Below are 18,420 nucleotides of genomic sequence, written 5' to 3'. Positions count from 1 at the left end.
TTCTGCTGTGGAAGTGGTGCGCATTATAGGGATCCGAAACGGCACGTCAACACTTAAATGAAAAAATCATTCAGCCTTCAACGAGATGCGCGCAAACGCCTTCTTTCCGGCCTGGCAGACGTGCACGGCGCCGAGCTTGAAGATGAAGCCGCGATCCACAACGACGCCATCAACACGTACACCTCCCGAGCCGAGCAGATCACGAGCGACAGCAGCGTTCTTCACCAGCCCTGCCTTATTAAGGACGGACGCAATGGGCATGTCCTCTATAGATAGCAGCTCGACCTCTGGCAGGTCTTCCGGAAGCTCACCTTCCTTCATGCGGTTACCCGCGGAGCGATGAGCAGACGCCGCAGCTTCCTCGCCATGGAAACGAGCGACGATCTCTTCGGCCAGCTTGATCTTGATGTCACGCGGATTGGCACCCTGCTCGACATCACGACGGAACTGCTCGATCTCCTCCATGGAGCGGAAGCTGAGCAGCTCGAAGTAACGCCACATGAGCACATCAGGAATGGAAACGAGCTTGCTGTACATAACGCCCGGCGCTTCCTGGATACCCACATAGTTACCCAGGGACTTGGACATCTTCTTCACACCATCCAAGCCCTCGAGCAGCGGCATGGTGACGATGCACTGAGAGTCCTGCCCATAAGCACGCTGCAGCTCACGCCCCATCAGCAGGTTGAACTTCTGATCAGTACCCCCCAGCTCCACATCCGCACGCAAAGCCACCGAGTCGTACCCCTGAACCAGCGGATAGAGGAACTCATGGATAGCAATGGGCTGGTTGGTGGTGTAGCGCTTGTCGAAGTCATCGCGCTCCAGCATGCGAGCGACGGTGTACTGCGAAGACAGGCGAATGAAGTCCGCCGGGCTCAACTGGTCCATCCAGGTGGAGTTGAACGCCACCTCGGTCTTGGCCGGGTCGAGAATCTTGAAGACCTGGGTCTTGTAGGTCTCGGCATTGTCCAGGACCTGCTCGCGAGTCAAAGGTGGGCGAGTGGCGCTTTTGCCGCTGGGGTCACCGATCATCCCGGTGAAGTCACCTATAAGGAAGATGACCTGATGGCCCAGCTCCTGGAACTGACGCAGCTTATTAATAAGGACGGTATGACCGAGGTGCAGATCGGGCGCGGTCGGATCGAACCCCGCCTTGATACGAAGGGGCTGCCCCCGCTTGAGCTTTTCAACCAGCTCGGACTCGACCAGAACCTCTTCCGCGCCGCGCTTGATAAGCGCCAGCTGCTCTTCAACCGACTTCATGACAGCCCCGTAAACACTAGAGAAACCGAAAGGGAACCAAACATACAAGATCGCTGACTAATTACAAGTTTTGCGCCCGGGGCGGTACCAACCGGCGGAAGGCAGGATCTTGAGGTTGCCTACACCGGATTTTGGTTATATTTTAGGCAGTTAGTTCACATTCTAAAAAACACCACTCGCCATGACGCATATTGTTCCTAAAGCGCCGCGCTACCCGAAAAGCCATTTGCTGGCCGCAAGCGGTGTAGCTGCGCTGCTCAGCCTGGCTTTGCTGGTGTTCCCGTCTCGCGAGGTCGAGGCGAAGAAGACCTACATCAACCTGGAAATGGAGAACGGCTCAGAGGCCCTCATCCAGGAAAAGGACGACCTCCGACCAGACGCAGTCATCGGGGAAGAGGGCAGCTCGCCATTCGCCAACATCGAGCGCCCTGCAGACAACCAGAACAGCGCCGATAAAGACGCGGACAAGGACGAAAAGACCCAGGGCGACCTTGCCTCCAGCGAACCCCCGAAAGACCCCGGCCTGCATACGGTCACCGTAGGCAATGGCGATACCCTGTCGACCCTGTTCAGCAAGGTCGGCCTGTCCGCAACCGTGTTGCACGATGTGCTCAACAGCAGCAAGGATGCCAAAGACCTCAGCCGCCTGAAGATCGGCCAGGCCTTCGAGTTCCGCCTGAGCCCCGAGGGTGAACTGCAGAGCCTGCACTCCAAGCTCAGCGACCTTGAGACCGTCACCCTGTCCAAAACCGACAAGGGCTATGACTTCAAACGCGACCTGGCCAAGCCGGACATTCATACCGCCTACGCCCATGGCGTCATCGACAGTTCCCTGTTCCTCTCGGCCAAGCGTGCAGGCATGTCTCACAACCTGACAATGGACCTGGCCAATATCTTCGATTACGACATCGACTTCGCCCTCGACATCCGTGAAGGCGACGAATTCGAAGTCATCTATGAAGAGAAGTCGGTGAACGGCAAGCAGGTGGGCACCGGCAACATCCTCGCCGCTCGCTTCACCAACCGCGGCAAGACCTACAGCGCCGTGCGTTTCACCAGCAACCAGGGCATCGCCAGCTACTTCCGTGATGACGGCACCAGCATGCGCAAGGCATTCATCCGTACCCCGGTGGACTTCGCCCGCATCAGCTCGCGCTTCTCGCTCGGCCGTCGCCATCCGATCCTCAACAAGATCCGCGCACACAAGGGCGTCGACTACGCAGCGCCTCGCGGCACGCCGATCAAGGCAACCGGTGACGGCAAGATCTTCCTGGCCGGACGTCGCGGCGGCTACGGCAACGCAGTGATCATCCAGCACAGCGGCAAGTACCGTACGCTCTATGGCCACATGCAGGGTTTCGCCAAAGGCATCAAGACCGGCGGCACCGTCAAACAAGGTCAGATCATCGGCTACATCGGTACCACGGGTCTTTCCACCGGCCCGCACCTGCACTATGAGTTCCAGGTGAACGGGCAGCACGTCGACCCGCTCGGTGTGAAGCTGCCCATGGCTGACCCGCTCGCCGCTGCAGAGAAGAAGCGCTTCCTGCAGATGAGCAAGCCGCTGATGGCACGCATGGACCAGGAAAAGGCCACCATGCTCGCGCAGAACAAGCGCTGATTCGATGCCGCGCTACCTCGGAGTGATGTCCGGAACCAGCCTGGACGGGCTGGACATCGCTTTGATCGACCAAGGCGAACACACCCGCCTGATCGCCTCGCACTACATCCCCATGCCCGACACGCTCCGCCAGGAACTGCTCTCGCTATGTTCACCAGGCGAAGACGAACTCGCACGCGCGGCCTTGGCCGAACAACGCTGGGTGGAGCTGGCCGCCTCGGGAATCGCCCATCTGCTCCGTGAAGAAGGCCTCACAGCCGCAGATATCCGTGCTATCGGCAGCCACGGCCAGACCGTGCGCCACGAACCGGCACGGGGCTTCACGATCCAGATCGGCAACTGCGCCCTGCTGGCCGAGCTCACCGGTATTACAGTGGTCGGTGACTTCCGGCGCCGCGACGTCGCGGCCAGCGGCCAGGGTGCCCCCCTGGTACCAGCCTTCCACGAGGCGCTCTTCGACAATGACAGTGGCAACCGGGCCGTGCTCAATATCGGTGGGTTCAGCAACCTCAGCCTGATCGAGTCCAACCAGCAAGTGCGCGGCTTCGATTGCGGGCCCGGCAACGTGCTCATGGATGCCTGGATCCAGCTCAACCTCGGCCAGGACTACGACCGTGATGGCGCCTGGGCAGCCAGTGGCCAGGTCCAGCCGCAGTTGCTGAGCACGCTGCTGAAGGACGATTTTTTCAGCACGCGCGGCCCCAAGAGCACTGGCCGGGAACTGTTCAACCTGCCTTGGCTGCAAACGCAACTGGCCAAGCTCCCCGCCTTCAAGGCAGAGGACGTGCAAGCCACCCTTCTTGAGCTCAGCGCTCGCACCATGGCAGACGCACTCAAGGCATCCCAAGCGGAAACCCGCGATCTGCTGGTCTGCGGCGGTGGCGCCCACAATGGCACCTTGATGCAACGCCTCGCCGAGCTACTGCCCGGCACCCAGGTCAGCAGCACCGACAGCCGCGGCGTACCGGCGGACTGGGTCGAGGCCATGGCGTTCGCCTGGCTCGCCCATTGCTGCCTGGAAGGCATCCCCACCAACCGCCCGAGCGTGACCGGCGCCAAGGGCCTGCGCATCCTCGGCGCCATCTACCCCGCCTGACCAAACGGCACAAACGAAAACGCCGTGCATAAGCACGGCGTTTCGGTATCAGCGAAGGATGATCAGATCGAGAAGGACGAACCGCAGCCGCAGGTAGTGGCGGCATTCGGGTTCTTGATCACGAAGCGCGAGCCTTCGAGACCTTCCTGGTAATCCACTTCCGCACCAGCCAGGTACTGGAAGCTCATGGGATCGACCACCAGGCTCACGCCATCGCGCTCGACGATGGTGTCATCGTCAGCCACGTCTTCATCGAACGTGAAACCGTATTGGAAGCCCGAACAGCCACCGCCCGTGACGAAGACGCGCAGCTTGAGCCGCGGATTGCCTTCCTCATCGATCAGGTTCTTCACCTTGTTTGCCGCTCCATGCGTAAACATCAGGGCTGTGGGGGTGAAGGATTCGACACTCATGCTGTAACTCTCCCGGCTTGACGCCGCCTTACTGCGCTGTGGCCACGCATTATCCGCTTACCCTAGAAAACTGGTCAACTATTAAGCGTCCCGGCTTTCCGGACCGGCTGGCGCCTCCAACAGGCGTTGCGCTTCCTTGATGTGCCCGAGGCGCCCTTCTATCTGCGCCCCCATGGCCATTTCCATGAGCCCGTAATAGAGGTTGCCGCGTACCCGTGCCTTGGCACCCAGCTCCAGGTGCTCGGAGGCGAATACATCACCGACCACTTCCCCGTCGATGATCACGTGAGGCGCGCGAATGTCGCCCTCCACCAGGCCTTCGACGCTGACCCTGACCAGCCCTTCGCTGGCATTGAGGTTGCCCTTGAGGCGACCGTCCACCTGCACCGCGCCCTGGAAACGCAGATCGCCCTCCAGTTCCGCGCCGATGGCGATGATGCTGGTCTTGCCGCTGAAGCGCTGCAGATCAGCCTTGGGTTTCTGTTTGTTGAACATGCTCGTCATGACTCCTCGTCAATCCACTCGAATGTGCGCTCCAGCGGTTTCTGCTGGCCGTCCACTTGCGCGCGCACCTTTACCTGACGGGGACTGAAGCCTTCCGGCAGCTCCAGCTCGGCGAAACGTCCCGCTTCGGGAATCGCCTGGAAGTGCTTGAAGGAAAACACAACATCCTGCTGCGTCATCTCGCGGGAAAGCGTCGCCAGCTCAAGGCTCGCCTCCTTGCCATCCTGGCGGCCGATCACGCGCACACGCAGCGTGCCCTTGATCGGCTGGTCATCCTTGCCGACCCGACTGAGCATCAGCCGGAAACGGAAGCGCTGTGGCTGGTCCGTGCCATGCAACTCGAAAGCGCGGATACGCAATCCCTCGCGGCGGCTGTCCGGCGCCAGCACGCCCCGGTAGAACGCCAGCTCCTGCTGCAGCTTGAAAACCTGCTCTTCCATCATCTTGATGGTCTGGCGGCTCTGCTCGTTGGCCTGGAGCCCCAGTCGCTCACCGCTTACCAGTACCGCCTGGCGCTGCTGCAACTGTTCGAGTGCCCGGGTACGTTCATCCAGCTGCACGCGCAGGCTGTCGCGCTCCGCCACGGCATCCGCCATGCCTTCGGCTCGCAACCAGCCACCGGCGAAGAACACCACCGGCAGCGCCAGCAACAGGACCAGTACCAACCAGCGCACCAGCCGCTCACGGCGCGGGTCGCTGATGCGGACCTCCCAGCGCGACATCAGTGACGCCCGGCGCAGTGCGATCGGAGAGGCAGAACGCCATCCCTCTTAGCTAGCTTGAACATCGACCGCACCCTACCAACTGGAAAGCCGCCGATGATAAAGCCGCATCGGCCAAGGGCCAACCGTCGAGGTGACGCGTGACCGCCGGAGCCTCTACTATCGGACCCACCTCACATCAGGGAACATCCGATGCTCTACCTCTGGCTCAAGGCCTTCCACATCATCGCCGTCGTATGCTGGTTCGCCGGCCTCTTCTACCTGCCACGCCTGTTCGTCTATCACGCCTCGGCCGAAGACGCGCCCAGCCGCGAACGTTTCAGCATCATGGAGCGCAAGCTCTATCGCGGCATCATGCAGCCCTCCATGGTCCTCACCCTGCTGCTCGGCGCCGGCATGCTCTACCTCAACCCTGCCTGGTTCAAACAGGGCTGGCTGCACGCCAAGCTCACCCTGGTGTTCCTGCTGATCGGCTACCACCACGTCTGCGGCGCCATGCTCAAGCGCTTCGCCCGCGGCGAGAACGGCCGCAGCCATGTGTTCTACCGCTGGTTCAACGAAGTCCCGGTCCTGTTCCTGCTCGCCATCGTCATCCTGGTGGTGATCAAACCCTTCTGACTCACGAATGACCGATAGAGAGGAATGCCCGATGTCACTGCCCGCCCTGCTTGAACAACGCCTGCGCCTGCCCGTCGTCGCGGCACCCATGTTCCTGGTTTCGACCCCGGAACTGGTCCTGGCCTGCAGCAATGCGGGCATCGTCGGCAGCTTCCCCGCCCTCAACCAGCGTGACAGTGCCGGCTTCCGCGCCTGGCTCGACGAGATCGAGGCGGGCCTGGCGGCGGACGCCGCGCCCTATGCGGTCAACCTCATCGTCCATAACAGCAACCCCAGGCTGCAGGCGGACCTGGCCATCTGCGTAGAAAAGAAGGTCCCCATCGTCATCACCAGCCTGGGGGCGGTGAAGGAAGTGGTCGACGCGGTGCACAGCTACGGTGGTCTGGTGTTCCATGACGTCACCACCCGCCGCCATGCCGAAAAGGCCGCCGAAGCCGGCGTCGATGGGCTGATCGCGGTGGCCGCCGGAGCCGGTGGCCATGCCGGCACCTGGAGCCCCTTCGCCCTTGTCGCCGAAATCCGCCAGTTCTTCGACAAGACCCTGCTGCTGGCCGGCTGCCTCAACCACGGCCACGAGATACTCGCCGCACAGATGCTCGGTGCCGACCTCGCCTACCTCGGTACCCGTTTCATCGCCACCCGGCAGAGCAACGCCGACACCCCCTACAAACAGATGATCCTCGACGCCAAGGCCGCCGATATCGTCCACACGCCCGCCGTCTCCGGCGTACCGGCCAGCTTCATGCGCCAGAGCCTCGAAGCCGCCGGCTACGACCTCAAGCGCCTCACCGACAAGGCCGACGTCAACTACGGCGAAAAGCTCAAGCCCATCAGTGACGAAGCAAAAGCCTGGAAGACCGTCTGGTCCGCCGGCCAGGGCGTGGGCGACATCGAAGACCTGCCAACGGTGGAGGAACTGGTGAAGCGCCTGGATAACGAGTACCGCGCCGCCCTCCAGAGGGCCAGCCAACTCGGCCAGCGCTGGCCCCGTTGAAACGCCGTCACCTGCTCGGCCTGGGCGCACTCGGGGCGCTCGGGCTCTGGGCTGTGCGCCCTGGTGACCAGGGGCGCCCCCATACACCCTACTTCGCCGACCTGCAGAGCCTGTTGAAGCAGGAAGGCGGCGGCGTGCCGCAGCTGGTCATCGACCTCGACCGGCTGGACGCCAATGCCGACCTGCTCGCCCAGCGCCTGGGCAAACTGCCCCTGCGCCTGGTGGCCAAGTCCCTGGCTTCCAATGGCCTGCTGGACTACCTCGCCAAACGCCTGGCTACGCGCCGCTTCATGGTCTTCCACCAACCCCAGGCCAACCAGTTGGCACAGGCCTTCCCCGACGCCGACCTGCTGCTGGGCAAGCCGCTGCCGGTGGCCGCCGCCCTCGCCTTCTACCAGCAGTTGCCCAATGGCCTTGGCTTCGACCCTTCACGCCAGCTCACCTGGCTGATCGACAGCCCGCAGCGCCTCGTGCAGTACCTCGAGCTCGCCAAGGCCCTGCAGAAGCCCATGATCATCGCCCTGGAGATCGATATCGGCCTGCAGCGCGGCGGCCACCCGGATGCCACCCACCTGGCGCAGACGCTGCGACTGCTCGCCGACAACAGCACGCTGCTGCAACTGCGCGGGCTGATGGGCTACGACGCCCAGGTAGCCCACGCACCGTTCTGGACCGACAGCCAGCAAGCCTTTACTGCCGCCAACGAGCGATACACAGCCTTCATCGATACCGCACGCGCCTTCCCCGCCATCTGGCCCAGGCAACCCCTGCTCAATGGCGCTGGCAGTCTCACCTATGCCCTGCACGCCAAGGGGCCGACACCGCTGAACGAAGTCGCCGTCGGCTCGGCCCTGCTCAAGCCCGCCGAGTTCGACACGCCCCTCCTGGCCAGCCACCAGAGCGCGGTGTGGATCGCCACGCCGGTACTCAAGGTTCAACGCGGCCCCCTCCCCTACCTGCAACAGGCCCAGGGCGTGCTCGAAGCCTGGAATCCCAACCGGCAGAACGCCTACTACCTCTATGGAGGAGGCTGGCCCGCCGACCCCGCATCCCCCGCAGGCCTGGCCTATGACGGCATCTACGGGCGCAGCCCCAACCAGGAGCGCCTGATCGGCTCGGCAACGACCGGGCTCGGCGTCGACGACTGGGTGTTCCTGCGGCCTCTCCTGTCCGAAGGACTGTTCAGCGGCTTCGGCCAACTGCGCCTGCTCCGTCACGGGCGCCTCGTCGGCACATGGAAGCCGCAGCCAGCCGCCTGACCAGCTCTGTTTTTTGTGCGGCAGCCCGCTTGTGCCGCAGGGTGCGCCACCATTACGCTGTGCCATCCCTAACCAGCCGCTGACAAGGATGCCCGCATGTCCGATGCCCGCTACAAGATCGTCTTCGAAGGAGAACTGATGCCCGGTGCGGCATTGGAAACTGTCAAGGAGAACCTGGCCAAGCTGTTCAAGAGCGATGCCAGCAAGATCGACAGCCTGTTCGGCGGGCGCCCCGTGGCGCTGAAACGTGACCTCGAAGAGGTCGAGGCAGACAAATACCTGGCCGCCCTGCAGCGGGCCGGTGCCCAGGTACGCAAGGAACAGGACTTCGCCGCTGGCTTCAGCCTGGTGGAAACCGAAGACCACCCGAACCCGGAAACCCTCGCCGCAGCAGAAAGCGAGCAGGACACCGGCACCATGACCTGCCCCAAGTGTGGCCACGAGCAGGCCAAGTCCGGCGAGTGCCAGGCGTGCGGCATCATCATCGAGAAATTCCTCGCCCGTCAGGCACAACTGGCTGAAGCCGCTCCCGCCGTCGCATCGTCGGCCGTGGCACCGGGCGCCTCGCCTTACGCCACCCCGCAGGCCCAGGTCGGCGAGGCGCTGCCCCAATACTGCGAACTGCGCCCCTTCGGCATCACCGGTCGTATCGGCCGAGTGCGCTACCTGGCCTGGTCCTTCGTGTTCATGATCGCGCTGCTGGTCGTGCTTGGCGTCGGCGCAGGCATCGGCTTCGCCATCCACCCGGTCGTCGGCGGCCTCATCGCCACCGTGCTGGGTATCGCCGCCATCGTCGTCAGCGTGCAGATCAACGTTCAGCGCCTGCACGACATCGGCTGGTCGGGCTGGCTCTACCTGCTGAACTTCGTGCCCATTGTCGGCAGCGTCTTCCCCCTGCTGCTGCTGTTCATCCCCGGCACCACCGGCGCCAACCGCTTCGGTGCACCGCCGCCGCCGAACACCACTGCCGTCAAGGTCCTGGCCTGGATGTGGCTGATCATACCGGTGGTCTTCGGCATCCTCGCCGCCATCAGCATCCCGGCCTACCAGGACTACGTGGAGCGCTCCGAGATGAGCAACTACGAGATGCCGGCCGATGGCGATAGCGCTGACTATGCCGAACCGACCGACGAAGCCGCGCCCTATGCAGAGCCGGACGAGTCGATGGACGAGGGCGACGCGGCCGCCGAACAGGAAGAGAACGAGTCCAACTGAGCAACCTCCCGGGGCTGACGTTGTCCAACCCGGCCCCGACACGGAGATTCCCGATGCCTCGTTTTGCCCTGATTACCGGCGCCTCCAGCGGCCTCGGCCTGGCCCTGGCGGAAGCCCTGGCCCGGCGGGGTCGCCACCTGATCCTGGTGGCCCGGCAACGTGACGCGCTGGAAAGCATCGCCTACGAGCTGACCCAGCGCTTCGGCGTCGAAGTGCTCTACCGCACCTGTGACCTCGCCGAACCGCTGCAGCTTTCAGGCCTGCTTCATGAGCTCAACCAGGGTGAGCGGGAAATCGACCTGCTGGTGAACAACGCCGGCATCGGCACCTCCGGCCTCTATGTCGAACAGGACTGGAGCCGCGAGCAGGAACTGATCGAACTCAACGTCCTCGCCCTCGCCCGCCTCTGTCACGAGATCGGCGGCGCCATGGCCAGCCGTGGTACCGGGCAGATTCTCAACGTCGCGTCGGTGGCCGGCTTCCAGCCCGGCGCCTGGATGAGCAACTACTACGCCAGCAAGGCCTACGTACTGCACTTCTCGGAAGGCCTGCGCGAGGAGTTGAAGGTCCATGGCGTCGGCGTCTCGGTGCTCTGCCCCGGCCCGACCCGCACCGCCTTCTTCCGCGGTGCACGGATGGCCGACGAGAAGCTGGAAGGCAGCAAGCTGATGATGAGCGCCGAAGAAGTCGCGCTGATCACGGTGAAGGCGCTGGAGAAGAACCGCGCCATCATCATCCCCGGCTGGCGCAACCGCCTGCTGGCGATGAGCCCACGCCTGTCGCCGCGCTGGCTGGTCCGGCGCCTGGCCGGGCGGATCAACAAGGCCTACCTACCGAAATAGAAAAAGGCGCCGCGAGGCGCCTTTCTTCTGTCCACCCACCCGCTCAATCGGCCTTCACGCAGCGCCCGTCGGCCCAGGCCCGCAGCTTGGCCTGCTCCTCGGCCATCACCACCGACAGCGGTGCCGTACCCAGCAACTGCTGCAACAGCAGCGCCTGGCTCACGCTGGCCTGGGCAGCCTGCGCGGCATAGAGCATCCCCACCACGGCCTGCTCGATCTCGGCACCGGAGAAACCATCGCTGGACGCCGCCAGGATCGGCAGATCGAACTGCGCCGGGTCGATATCGCGACGGGACAGGTGGATGCGGAAGATCTCGGCCCGCACCTCGCTCCCCGGCAGATCGACGAAGAACAGCTCGTCGAAACGCCCCTTGCGCACCAACTCCGGCGGCAAACGGTGAATGGCGTTGGCAGTGGCCACCATGAACACGGGTGCCTTGCGCTCCGACATCCAGGTCAGCAACGTACCCAGCACACGCTGGCTCACGCCACCGTCCTGGTCGCCACTGGCCAGGCCCTTCTCCAGCTCATCCATCCACAACACGCAGGGCGCCATCTGCTCGGCCAGCTTGAGCGCGTCCCGCAGGTTGCGCTCGGTTTCGCCGAAGAACTTGTTGTACAGGCAGGCGAAGTCCAGGCGCAGCAACGGCAGCCCCCAAAGCCCCGCCACCGCCTTGGCCGCCAGGCTCTTGCCACCGCCCTGCACGCCCACCAGCAACATGCCTTTGGGCATGCTGGCCGGCTTGGCCTCCATGAAAGCGCCCTGGCGCTCACCCAGCCAGCGCTTGAGGTTGGCCAAGCCGCCGACATCGGCGAAACGCGCGGTGTCGTATTCGAAGCTGAGCACGCCTTCCAGGTCCAGCAGCTGGAACTTGGTCTTGTTCAGCTCCGGCAGGTCTTCCTGAGTGATGGCGCCGTCGTCGCAGATCACGTTGCGCGCCAGCGAGCGCGCCTCACCGTGGCTGAGGCCACGCAGGTTCTTCACCACCTGCTGCAGGGTGCGGTTGTCGGTGCGCACACGGGCGCCACGGTTGCGCTCGCTCCAGCGCGTGGCTTCTTCGCGAACGATGGCCAGCAACTCGTCCTCGTTCGGCAACGCCAGGCTGAAGCGGGCGCTGTAGCGCTGAACCTCCGCCGGCAGCTTCAGCGCGTGGGAAACCAGCACCAGGGTCGGCTTGTGGATCGCCTCGGCCATGGCGACTTCCTTGAGCAGGCGCACCAGCTTGGGGTTGTCGTCGAAGAAGGGATGCAGGTCGCACATCACGTAGAGGTTGGGCTGCGGGTCGGCCTTGATCAGCCGCAGCGCTGCCTCGGCGTCGGTACTGGCGCCGTCACCCACGGGGTCGCCACCAAAACCAAGGCGCTGCAGGCCCTCGGTCACCGCCCAGGTGAACAGGCCCAGCCCGCGCTTCACCGCCAGGGTGGTCAGGGTTTCCAGCACGCGCTGCTCGTCCCAGGACTCGATGACGATGAGTTTGACCTTGGAGTCCAGCACCAGCCCCAGATCGTGGATGTCGTTCTTCACACAGGCTCCTTGTGCGGCCAGGCGGGCTGGCCGGGATAATCACGCGCCGCTAAACTCGGGGGCTTCTTATAACAGGCCGGAGAATGTCCGTGGACTGTCTGTTCTGCAAAATCGTCGCTGGGGATATTCCCGCACGCAAGCTCTATGAAGACGATCACGTGATCGCCTTCCACGACATCGCGCCACAAGCCCCGGTGCACTTCCTGGTGATCCCGAAAAAGCACATCAACACCCTCAACGACCTCACCGAGGACGACAAGGCGCTGACCGGGCATATCGTCCACACCGCCCAGCGCCTGGCCAAGGAGCAGGGCTGCGATGAAGGCTTCCGCGTGGTGATGAACTGCAACGAGCTGGGCGGCCAGACCGTCTACCACATCCACATGCACGTGCTCGGGCAGCGCCAGCTGCACTGGCCGCCGGGCTGATGCGCCGCACGCTACTCCTCGCCCTCTCGCTGCTACCACTCGCCGCCCTGGCCCAACAGGCCGGCGAACGCCTGCGCGACAGCCTGCCGGACGGCGCCCAGGGCCCGGAACTGGTGATCGTCCCTGCCGGCGAGTTCCTCATGGGCGATGCCACCGGGCGCGGTAACGACAACGAGCGCCCCACCCACCGCGTGACCATCGACAAGCCCTTCGCCATTGGCCGCTTCGAGCTGACCTTCGATGACTGGCAGCGCTACGCCAGCGCCACCGGCAAGCCGATGCCCGACAACGAAGGCTGGGGCCTCTCCGGCCAGCGTCCAGTGATCCATATCAGCTGGTTCGACGCCCGCGCCTATTGCGACTGGCTGAGCAGCGTCACCGGCCAGCGCTACCGGCTGCCCACCGAGGCGGAATGGGAATACGCCGCACGGGCCGGTGGTGCAGGCTACTACTGGTGGGGCGACGAACTGGACAGCAGCGAGAGCGTACCACGGGCCCATTGCCGGGGCTGCGGCACCCCCAACGCGATCCGCGGCAAAACCGCGCAGGTCGGCCAGTACCCGGCCAATGCCTTCGGCCTGCACGACACCGCCGGCAACGTCTGGGAATGGACCGCCTCGCGCTTCGCTGCCCCCTTCGACGGCAGCGAGGCGCAAGCCGCAGCCTTGCTGGATCGCAGCCCTCGAGTGGTCCGGGGTGGTGCCTGGAACAGCGGGCCGGCGTACCTGCGCACCAGCCTGCGCGATCTCAAGCAACCGGGGCACGATGACTACGCCCTGGGCTTCCGGGTGCTGCGCGAGCTGGACTGATCCCGGTCAAACCCGGGCAGGCCCGATGGGTTAAACTGCCCGGCATTCTTGCCTACCGGAGGTGCCCCATGGCCACCGAACGCCAGTACTCCCCCGTTGACCGCTTCCTGCTCCAGGCCGATGCCGCGCTCAAGACCCTGCTGCCGTTCAAGGGCCAGCCCTATCGCCCCAACCCGGCGAACCTGCAGGACGAGGCCCCCATGAGCGAGGCGGACAGCCGCCACGTCACCGGCCTGATGCGCATCAACCACACCGGCGAGGTCTGCGCCCAGGCGCTATACCAGGGGCAGGCACTGACCGCCAAGCTGCCGGAAGTGCGCAAGGCGATGGAACATGCCGCCGAAGAGGAAATCGACCACCTGGCCTGGTGCGAGCAGCGTATCCGTGAGCTGGGCGGCCGTCCCAGCGTGCTCAACCCGCTGTTCTATGGTCTGTCCTTCGGCGTCGGCGCCGTTGCCGGCCTGATCAGTGACAAGGTCAGCCTCGGCTTCGTCGCCGCCACCGAGGACCAGGTCTGCAAGCACCTGGACGACCACCTGCAGCAGATTCCTGCCGATGACGCCAAGTCCCGCGCCATCCTCGAACAGATGCGCACCGACGAGGAGCAGCACGCCACCACCGCACTGGACGCCGGCGGCCTGCGCTTCCCGGCTCCGGTGAAGTTCGGCATGACCCTGCTCTCCAAGGTCATGACCAAGAGCACCTATAGGGTTTAAAGCAGCGGCAAGCTGCAAGCCTCAAGCTGCAAGAAAACGACACACTGCAAGAACGACAAAGGGCGCCTAGGCGCCCTTTGTGCTTTTCACGTGCGGCTTGCAGCTTCGAGCTGGCAGCCCCCGCGCTTCAGCGCGGCATATTGCGCGCGTAGAAGATCTCCAGCATCTCGTGCCGAACACGCTCTTCGACCTGCTTGCGCTGCTCAGCGGTCAGGTTGGAGGTCGCGTCGCCGAACAGGTAGTTGTCCAGGTCGAAGTTCTTCAACAGCATCTTGGTGTGGAACAGGTTCTCCTGGTACACGTTCACGTCCGTCATCTGGTACGCGTCCTGGGTATCGTCGGAGAGGTAGTTCTGGATCGAGTTGATCTCGTGGTCGATGAAGTGCTTCTTGCCTTCCACATCGCGGGTGAAACCACGCACGCGATAGTCGACGGTGACGATGTCCGAGTCGAACTGGTGGATCAGGTAGTTGAGCGCCTTCAGGGGCGAGATCACGCCGCAGGTGGAAACGTCGATGTCCACGCGGAAGGTCGCGATCCCCGACACCGGATGGATCTCCGGGTAGGTGTGAACGGTGATGTGGCTCTTGTCCAGATGGGCCAGGATGGTCTCGGGCAGCGGGCCGGGGGATTCCTCGATCTGGCTGTCGGTGGGGGTCACCGGCTGCTCGGAAATGAGGATGGTCACGCTGGCGCCCTGGGGATCGTAATCCTGGCGGGCAATGTTGAGGATGTTCGCACCTATGATGTCGACCACGTCGGTGAGGATCTGGGTCAGGCGTTCGGCGTCGTACTCTTCATTGATGTACTCGACGTAGGCCTGCTGGTCCTCGGGGGTCTCTGCATAGCAGATGTCATAGATGTTGAAGCTCAAGGTCTTCGTCAGGTTATTGAACCCGTGGAGCTTGAGTTTGCTTTTCACCGTTGGGAACTCTCTGTTCATTGCGGCCCTGCCGCGTGGTTGAGCATGCCCGTCAGAAGCGCACAGTGACTTCTGCGTAGGACGGTTTACACCTCTTCGCGATGGCGATTGTGGTTATCGGTTCTGGGGCGGATTGCCCCGGAAAAACGAGGGGGCGCATTATGCAGATGACGGGCGTCACCTGCCAGAGTCTGCGCCCCGAATGTGATGATCGGATGTCGGTGGGTCAGCCGAGCTCGACGATTTCGTAGTCGTGGGTGATCTCGACACCGGCACGGCCGAGCATGATCGATGCGGAGCAATACTTCTCGGCGGAGAGTTCGACGGCGCGCTTGACCTGCGCTTCCTTCAGGCCGCGGCCCTTGACCACGAAGTGCACGTGGATCTTGGTGAAAACCTTGGGGTCTTCATCAGCGCGCTCGGCCTCGAGGAAAGCCTCGCAGCTCTCCACCGGCTGGCGGGATTTCTTGAGGATGCTGACCACGTCGAAGTTGGTGCAGCCACCCAGGCCGATGAGCAGCATCTCCATCGGGCGCACGCCGAGATTGCGGCCGCCACTCTCCGGCGGGCCGTCCATCACCACGGCATGACCACTGCCGGACTCGCCGACGAACAGGGCTTCTCCTGCCCACTGGATACGCGCTTTCATCGCCAGACTCCAGGCTGAAAAAAAGGGTCGCCAGCTTATCACAGCGCCTGGAATGGCCGCGTGTCACATACGTTGGTCGTTTAGTTCCCCGCCAGTTGTTACCTGCGTCTCAATTTCGGATCACCGGTCACGAACCGTCTGTTAAGCTGACGCCGGATAACTGGCACACTTAGCCAGATAACTAATAAGAAAGTGCCTGTTGGACAAAGGCTTACCTTTAAAATTTCGGGACTCGGGCATGGTAGCTATTACCCTCACACCAAAGATCAAGAACCTCGACAAGCTGCTAGCGCACTGTCATCGCCGCCGTTATACGGCAAAGAGCACCATCATCTATGCGGGCGACCGCTGCGAGACGCTCTTCTTCATCATCAAAGGCTCGGTCACCATCCTCATCGAGGATGACGACGGCCGCGAAATGATCATCGCCTATCTCAACTCCGGGGACTTCTTCGGTGAGATGGGGTTGTTCGAAAAGGAAGGTACCGAGAAGGAACGCAGTGCCTGGGTACGGGCCAAGACGGAATGCGAAGTGGCTGAGCTCAGCTACGCCAAGTTCCGCGAACTGACCCAGCAGGACCCGGAGATCCTCTACGCCCTGGGCAGCCAGATGGCGGACCGCCTGCGCAACACCACGCGCAAGGTCGGCGACCTGGCATTCCTCGACGTCACCGGTCGTGTCGCTCGCACCCTGCTGGACCTGTGCAAGCAACCCGACGCCATGACGCACCCGGATGGCATGCAGATCAAGATCACCCGTCAGGAGATCGGTCGCATCGTCGGTTGCTCGCGTGAAATGGTCGGCCGCGTACTCAAGAGCCTGGAGGAACAGGGCCTGGTACACGTCAAAGGCAAGACCATGGTGGTATTCGGTACCCGCTAAGACGCGCACATGAAAAAGCCGGCAGGACGCCGGCTTTTCCATGTGCACTTCCAGTCAATCAGGATCGATCGCCCGGCTCACCCCGCCACGCTCGGGGAAGAACAGCCGGCGCAGCTCCGTGCCCGGTTCCTCGGCACGCATGAACGCCTCGCCCACTAGGAAGCCGAACACCTCGCTGACTTCCATCAGCTCCACGTCCGCACGGTTGAGGATGCCGCTCTCGGTGATCACCAGGCGATCACGCGGGATCATCGGCAACAGGTCCAGGGTGATATCCAGGCTCACCTCGAAGGTGTGCAGGTTGCGGTTGTTGATACCCACCAGCGGCGTATCCAGGGTGTTCAGCGCACGCTCCAGTTCATCGCCATCGTGCACCTCCACCAGTACATCCAGCCCCACATCCTTGGCGGTCTTCGCCAGCTCGGCCATCTGCGCATCGGAGAGGGCGGAGACGATCAGCAGCACGCAGTCGGCACCCAGCGCACGCGCCTCGACCACCTGGTAGGGGTCGATGAGGAAATCCTTGCGGATCACCGGCAGCAAGCAGGCTGCGCGGGCTTCCTGCAGGTAGGCGTCGCCGCCCTGGAAGAAGTCGACATCGGTCAGCACCGAAAGGCAGGTAGCGCCGCCGTCCTGGTAGCTGCGGGCGATCTGCGCCGGCACGAAGTTCTCGCGGATGACGCCCTTGCTCGGGGAGGCCTTCTTGATCTCGGCGATCACCGCCGGCTGCTTGCGTGCAGCCTGCTCCAGCAACGCACGGGCAAACCCACGGGGCGCATCGGCGGCACGGGCCAGCGCCTCGACTTCTGCCAGCGGCACGCGCAGGCGGCGCTCGGCGACTTCCTCGGCCTTGCGGGCCAGGATCTTTTCAAGAACGGTAGGGATGCTCACGCTTCATTCTCCACTCGGAACACCGCGGTAAAGGAGGCCAATTCTTCCAGCTTCTCGCGGGCGAGGCCGGTATGCAGTGCGTCGTGGGCGAGCTGCACGCCCTCTTTGAAGGTGCTCGCGTGGTCCGCTGCATAGAGCGCAGCACCGGCGTTGAGCACGATCATCTCAGCAGCCTTCTGGCCATTCTCGGTCTTGCGACGGCCCAGGGCGTCGCGGATCAGTTCCAGCGACTGCTGCGGGCTGTCCACGGCGAGGCCGATCAGGCTCTGGCTCTTGATGCCGAAGTCCTCGGGCTGCACCTGGTACTCGGTGACCACGCCGTCCTTGAGTTCGGCGACATGGGTCGGAGCAGCGAGACTGATCTCGTCCAGGCCATCCTTCGAATGCACCACCAGGATGTGCTCGCTGCCCAGGCGCTTGAGCACCTCGGCCAGCGGGCGGCACAGCGCCTGGCTGAACACGCCGACCACCTGGTGCTTCACACCGGCCGGATTCGTAAGCGGGCCAAGCATGTTGAACAGGGTGCGCAGCCCCAGCTCGCGACGCGGGCCGGCGGCGTACTTCATCGCCTTGTGATGGACCTGGGCGAACATGAAGCCGACGCCGACGTGCTCGATGCAGCGCGCCACCTGTTCGGGCTTCAGGTCCAGGTAGATGCCGGCCGCTTCCAGCACGTCGGCGCTGCCGGTCTTGCCGGACACCGCACGGTTGCCGTGCTTGGCGACCTTGCCCCCCGCAGCGGCGACCACGAAGCTCGCGGCCGAGGAGACGTTGAAGATGTTGGCGCCGTCGCCACCGGTGCCGACCACGTCGACCACCCGGGCCAGGGAGCCCAGTTCGACACGGCTGGCCAGCTCGCGCATCACCGAAACCGCGCCGACGATCTCGTCGATGGTCTCGCTCTTCATGCGCATCCCCATGAGGAAGGCGCCGATCTGCGCGTCGGTGCACTGGCCGGTCATGATCAGGCGCATTACGTCCTGCATTTCCTCGGTGGTCAGGTCCAGCTGGTTGACCACGCGGTTGAGGGCTTCCTTGATATCCATC

At 63.6% G+C, this 18,420-nt stretch carries 20 protein-coding genes; 11 read left to right on the top strand and 9 right to left on the bottom strand.

The genetic code is table 11. The features are described 5' to 3' along the window. Positions 1-66: 66 nt before the first annotated feature. The gene (gene tyrS / locus OEJ36_RS19275; RefSeq protein WP_263402884.1) at positions 67-1,266 is read right to left on the bottom strand and encodes a tyrosine--tRNA ligase; all 1,200 of its coding nucleotides are present in this window, start codon (positions 1,264-1,266) and stop codon (positions 67-69) included. Between the two features lie 181 nt (positions 1,267-1,447). Here tyrS and OEJ36_RS19270 point away from each other — a divergent pair, with 181 nt between their 5' ends. Both OEJ36_RS19270 and OEJ36_RS19265 read left to right on the top strand, forming a co-directional pair. Then, positions 1,448-2,887 carry a peptidoglycan DD-metalloendopeptidase family protein gene (locus tag OEJ36_RS19270; protein WP_263402881.1) on the top strand — a complete coding sequence of 480 codons (1,440 nt, stop codon included), beginning with the start codon at positions 1,448-1,450 and terminating at the stop codon, positions 2,885-2,887. A gap of 4 nt (positions 2,888-2,891) precedes the next feature. Then, positions 2,892-3,983 carry an anhydro-N-acetylmuramic acid kinase gene (locus OEJ36_RS19265; protein WP_263402880.1) on the top strand — a complete coding sequence of 364 codons (1,092 nt, stop codon included), beginning with the start codon at positions 2,892-2,894 and terminating at the stop codon, positions 3,981-3,983. Between the two features lie 62 nt (positions 3,984-4,045). On the opposite strand, the gene erpA is transcribed toward OEJ36_RS19265, so the two are convergent. From erpA to OEJ36_RS19250, 3 genes are all read right to left on the bottom strand, one after another. Next, positions 4,046-4,396 carry an iron-sulfur cluster insertion protein ErpA gene (gene erpA, locus OEJ36_RS19260; RefSeq protein WP_031288532.1) on the bottom strand — a complete coding sequence of 117 codons (351 nt, stop codon included), beginning with the start codon at positions 4,394-4,396 and terminating at the stop codon, positions 4,046-4,048. A gap of 81 nt (positions 4,397-4,477) precedes the next feature. Next, entirely contained in the window at positions 4,478-4,891 is a 414-nt protein-coding gene (locus OEJ36_RS19255; protein ID WP_263402878.1) for a polymer-forming cytoskeletal protein, read from the bottom strand. Between the two features lie 5 nt (positions 4,892-4,896). Then, entirely contained in the window at positions 4,897-5,622 is a 726-nt protein-coding gene (locus OEJ36_RS19250) for a DUF6776 family protein (protein WP_263402877.1), read from the bottom strand. Between the two features lie 192 nt (positions 5,623-5,814). On the opposite strand from OEJ36_RS19250, the gene hemJ reads away from it, so the two are divergent. The 5 genes from hemJ to OEJ36_RS19225 all read left to right on the top strand — a co-directional run bounded on the left by hemJ (position 5,815) and on the right by OEJ36_RS19225 (position 10,550). Next, positions 5,815-6,240, top strand: a complete 426-nt coding sequence (hemJ, locus tag OEJ36_RS19245) for a protoporphyrinogen oxidase HemJ (protein WP_021221624.1) — start codon at positions 5,815-5,817, stop codon at positions 6,238-6,240. A gap of 31 nt (positions 6,241-6,271) precedes the next feature. Then, positions 6,272-7,234 carry an NAD(P)H-dependent flavin oxidoreductase gene (locus OEJ36_RS19240; protein ID WP_263402876.1) on the top strand — a complete coding sequence of 321 codons (963 nt, stop codon included), beginning with the start codon at positions 6,272-6,274 and terminating at the stop codon, positions 7,232-7,234. Next, entirely contained in the window at positions 7,231-8,493 is a 1,263-nt protein-coding gene (locus tag OEJ36_RS19235; protein WP_263402875.1) for an alanine racemase, read from the top strand. Before OEJ36_RS19240 ends, OEJ36_RS19235 begins: the two co-directional genes overlap by 4 nt. 96 nt (positions 8,494-8,589) lie before the next feature. Next, positions 8,590-9,708 (top strand): DUF805 domain-containing protein, encoded by a 1,119-nt coding sequence (locus OEJ36_RS19230; RefSeq protein WP_263402874.1) that lies wholly within the window; start codon positions 8,590-8,592, stop codon positions 9,706-9,708. A gap of 53 nt (positions 9,709-9,761) precedes the next feature. After that, positions 9,762-10,550, top strand: coding sequence for an SDR family NAD(P)-dependent oxidoreductase (locus tag OEJ36_RS19225; protein ID WP_263402873.1), 789 nt, complete (start codon positions 9,762-9,764; stop codon positions 10,548-10,550). A gap of 43 nt (positions 10,551-10,593) precedes the next feature. On the opposite strand, the gene OEJ36_RS19220 is transcribed toward OEJ36_RS19225, so the two are convergent. Further along, positions 10,594-12,075 (bottom strand): AAA family ATPase, encoded by a 1,482-nt coding sequence (locus tag OEJ36_RS19220; RefSeq protein WP_263402872.1) that lies wholly within the window; start codon positions 12,073-12,075, stop codon positions 10,594-10,596. Positions 12,076-12,164: 89 nt separating this feature from the next. Between OEJ36_RS19220 and OEJ36_RS19215 the strand changes: the two genes are divergently transcribed. The 3 genes from OEJ36_RS19215 (at position 12,165) to coq7 (ending at position 14,028) form a co-directional block, all read left to right on the top strand. After that, positions 12,165-12,503, top strand: a complete 339-nt coding sequence (locus tag OEJ36_RS19215) for a histidine triad nucleotide-binding protein (RefSeq protein ID WP_263402871.1) — start codon at positions 12,165-12,167, stop codon at positions 12,501-12,503. Continuing rightward, a complete protein-coding gene (locus OEJ36_RS19210) occupies positions 12,503-13,312 on the top strand; it encodes a formylglycine-generating enzyme family protein (RefSeq protein WP_263402870.1) in 810 nt (269 codons plus the stop codon). Before OEJ36_RS19215 ends, OEJ36_RS19210 begins: the two co-directional genes overlap by 1 nt. A gap of 68 nt (positions 13,313-13,380) precedes the next feature. After that, a complete protein-coding gene (gene coq7 / locus OEJ36_RS19205) occupies positions 13,381-14,028 on the top strand; it encodes a 2-polyprenyl-3-methyl-6-methoxy-1,4-benzoquinone monooxygenase (RefSeq protein WP_263402869.1) in 648 nt (215 codons plus the stop codon). 127 nt (positions 14,029-14,155) lie between these two features. Here the strand turns inward: coq7 and speD are convergent, their stop codons facing one another. Both speD and OEJ36_RS19195 read right to left on the bottom strand, forming a co-directional pair. Then, positions 14,156-14,950 (bottom strand): adenosylmethionine decarboxylase, encoded by a 795-nt coding sequence (gene speD / locus OEJ36_RS19200; RefSeq protein ID WP_021221615.1) that lies wholly within the window; start codon positions 14,948-14,950, stop codon positions 14,156-14,158. A 226-nt stretch (positions 14,951-15,176) separates the two neighbouring features. Beyond that, positions 15,177-15,599, bottom strand: a complete 423-nt coding sequence (locus OEJ36_RS19195) for an OsmC family protein (protein ID WP_021221614.1) — start codon at positions 15,597-15,599, stop codon at positions 15,177-15,179. 238 nt (positions 15,600-15,837) lie between these two features. Between OEJ36_RS19195 and crp the strand changes: the two genes are divergently transcribed. Further along, complete coding sequence (gene crp, locus OEJ36_RS19190; RefSeq protein ID WP_021221613.1) at positions 15,838-16,482, top strand: cAMP-activated global transcriptional regulator CRP; 645 nt, start codon at positions 15,838-15,840, stop codon at positions 16,480-16,482. Positions 16,483-16,536: 54 nt separating this feature from the next. On the opposite strand, the gene trpC is transcribed toward crp, so the two are convergent. Further along, positions 16,537-17,373, bottom strand: coding sequence for an indole-3-glycerol phosphate synthase TrpC (trpC, locus tag OEJ36_RS19185; RefSeq protein ID WP_263402868.1), 837 nt, complete (start codon positions 17,371-17,373; stop codon positions 16,537-16,539). Then, positions 17,370-18,419 carry an anthranilate phosphoribosyltransferase gene (trpD, locus tag OEJ36_RS19180; protein WP_021221611.1) on the bottom strand — a complete coding sequence of 350 codons (1,050 nt, stop codon included), beginning with the start codon at positions 18,417-18,419 and terminating at the stop codon, positions 17,370-17,372. Before trpD ends, trpC begins: the two co-directional genes overlap by 4 nt. Between the last annotated feature and the right edge of the window lies 1 nt (position 18,420).

This window comes from Pseudomonas sp. PDM13, from assembly GCF_025685765.1.
In the GTDB taxonomy this organism is placed as follows: domain Bacteria; phylum Pseudomonadota; class Gammaproteobacteria; order Pseudomonadales; family Pseudomonadaceae; genus Metapseudomonas; species Metapseudomonas solani.
Note: the sequence above shows the minus strand (reverse complement) of the source record. Positions and strands in the feature narration are given on the sequence as shown.

What these genes read in the sequence shown, in the direction of transcription:
- tyrS (WP_263402884.1), bottom strand. Translation starts at nt 1,266, where the DNA reads ATGAAGTCGGTTGAAGAGCAGCTGGCGCTTATCAAGCGCGGCGCGGAA.
- OEJ36_RS19270 (WP_263402881.1), top strand. Translation starts at nt 1,448, where the DNA reads ATGACGCATATTGTTCCTAAAGCGCCGCGCTACCCGAAAAGCCATTTG.
- OEJ36_RS19265 (WP_263402880.1), top strand. Translation starts at nt 2,892, where the DNA reads ATGCCGCGCTACCTCGGAGTGATGTCCGGAACCAGCCTGGACGGGCTG.
- erpA (WP_031288532.1), bottom strand. Translation starts at nt 4,396, where the DNA reads ATGAGTGTCGAATCCTTCACCCCCACAGCCCTGATGTTTACGCATGGA.
- OEJ36_RS19255 (WP_263402878.1), bottom strand. Translation starts at nt 4,891, where the DNA reads ATGTTCAACAAACAGAAACCCAAGGCTGATCTGCAGCGCTTCAGCGGC.
- OEJ36_RS19250 (WP_263402877.1), bottom strand. Translation starts at nt 5,622, where the DNA reads ATGTCGCGCTGGGAGGTCCGCATCAGCGACCCGCGCCGTGAGCGGCTG.
- hemJ (WP_021221624.1), top strand. Translation starts at nt 5,815, where the DNA reads ATGCTCTACCTCTGGCTCAAGGCCTTCCACATCATCGCCGTCGTATGC.
- OEJ36_RS19240 (WP_263402876.1), top strand. Translation starts at nt 6,272, where the DNA reads ATGTCACTGCCCGCCCTGCTTGAACAACGCCTGCGCCTGCCCGTCGTC.
- OEJ36_RS19230 (WP_263402874.1), top strand. Translation starts at nt 8,590, where the DNA reads ATGTCCGATGCCCGCTACAAGATCGTCTTCGAAGGAGAACTGATGCCC.
- OEJ36_RS19225 (WP_263402873.1), top strand. Translation starts at nt 9,762, where the DNA reads ATGCCTCGTTTTGCCCTGATTACCGGCGCCTCCAGCGGCCTCGGCCTG.
- OEJ36_RS19210 (WP_263402870.1), top strand. Translation starts at nt 12,503, where the DNA reads ATGCGCCGCACGCTACTCCTCGCCCTCTCGCTGCTACCACTCGCCGCC.
- coq7 (WP_263402869.1), top strand. Translation starts at nt 13,381, where the DNA reads ATGGCCACCGAACGCCAGTACTCCCCCGTTGACCGCTTCCTGCTCCAG.
- OEJ36_RS19195 (WP_021221614.1), bottom strand. Translation starts at nt 15,599, where the DNA reads ATGAAAGCGCGTATCCAGTGGGCAGGAGAAGCCCTGTTCGTCGGCGAG.
- crp (WP_021221613.1), top strand. Translation starts at nt 15,838, where the DNA reads ATGGTAGCTATTACCCTCACACCAAAGATCAAGAACCTCGACAAGCTG.
- trpD (WP_021221611.1), bottom strand. Translation starts at nt 18,419, where the DNA reads ATGGATATCAAGGAAGCCCTCAACCGCGTGGTCAACCAGCTGGACCTG.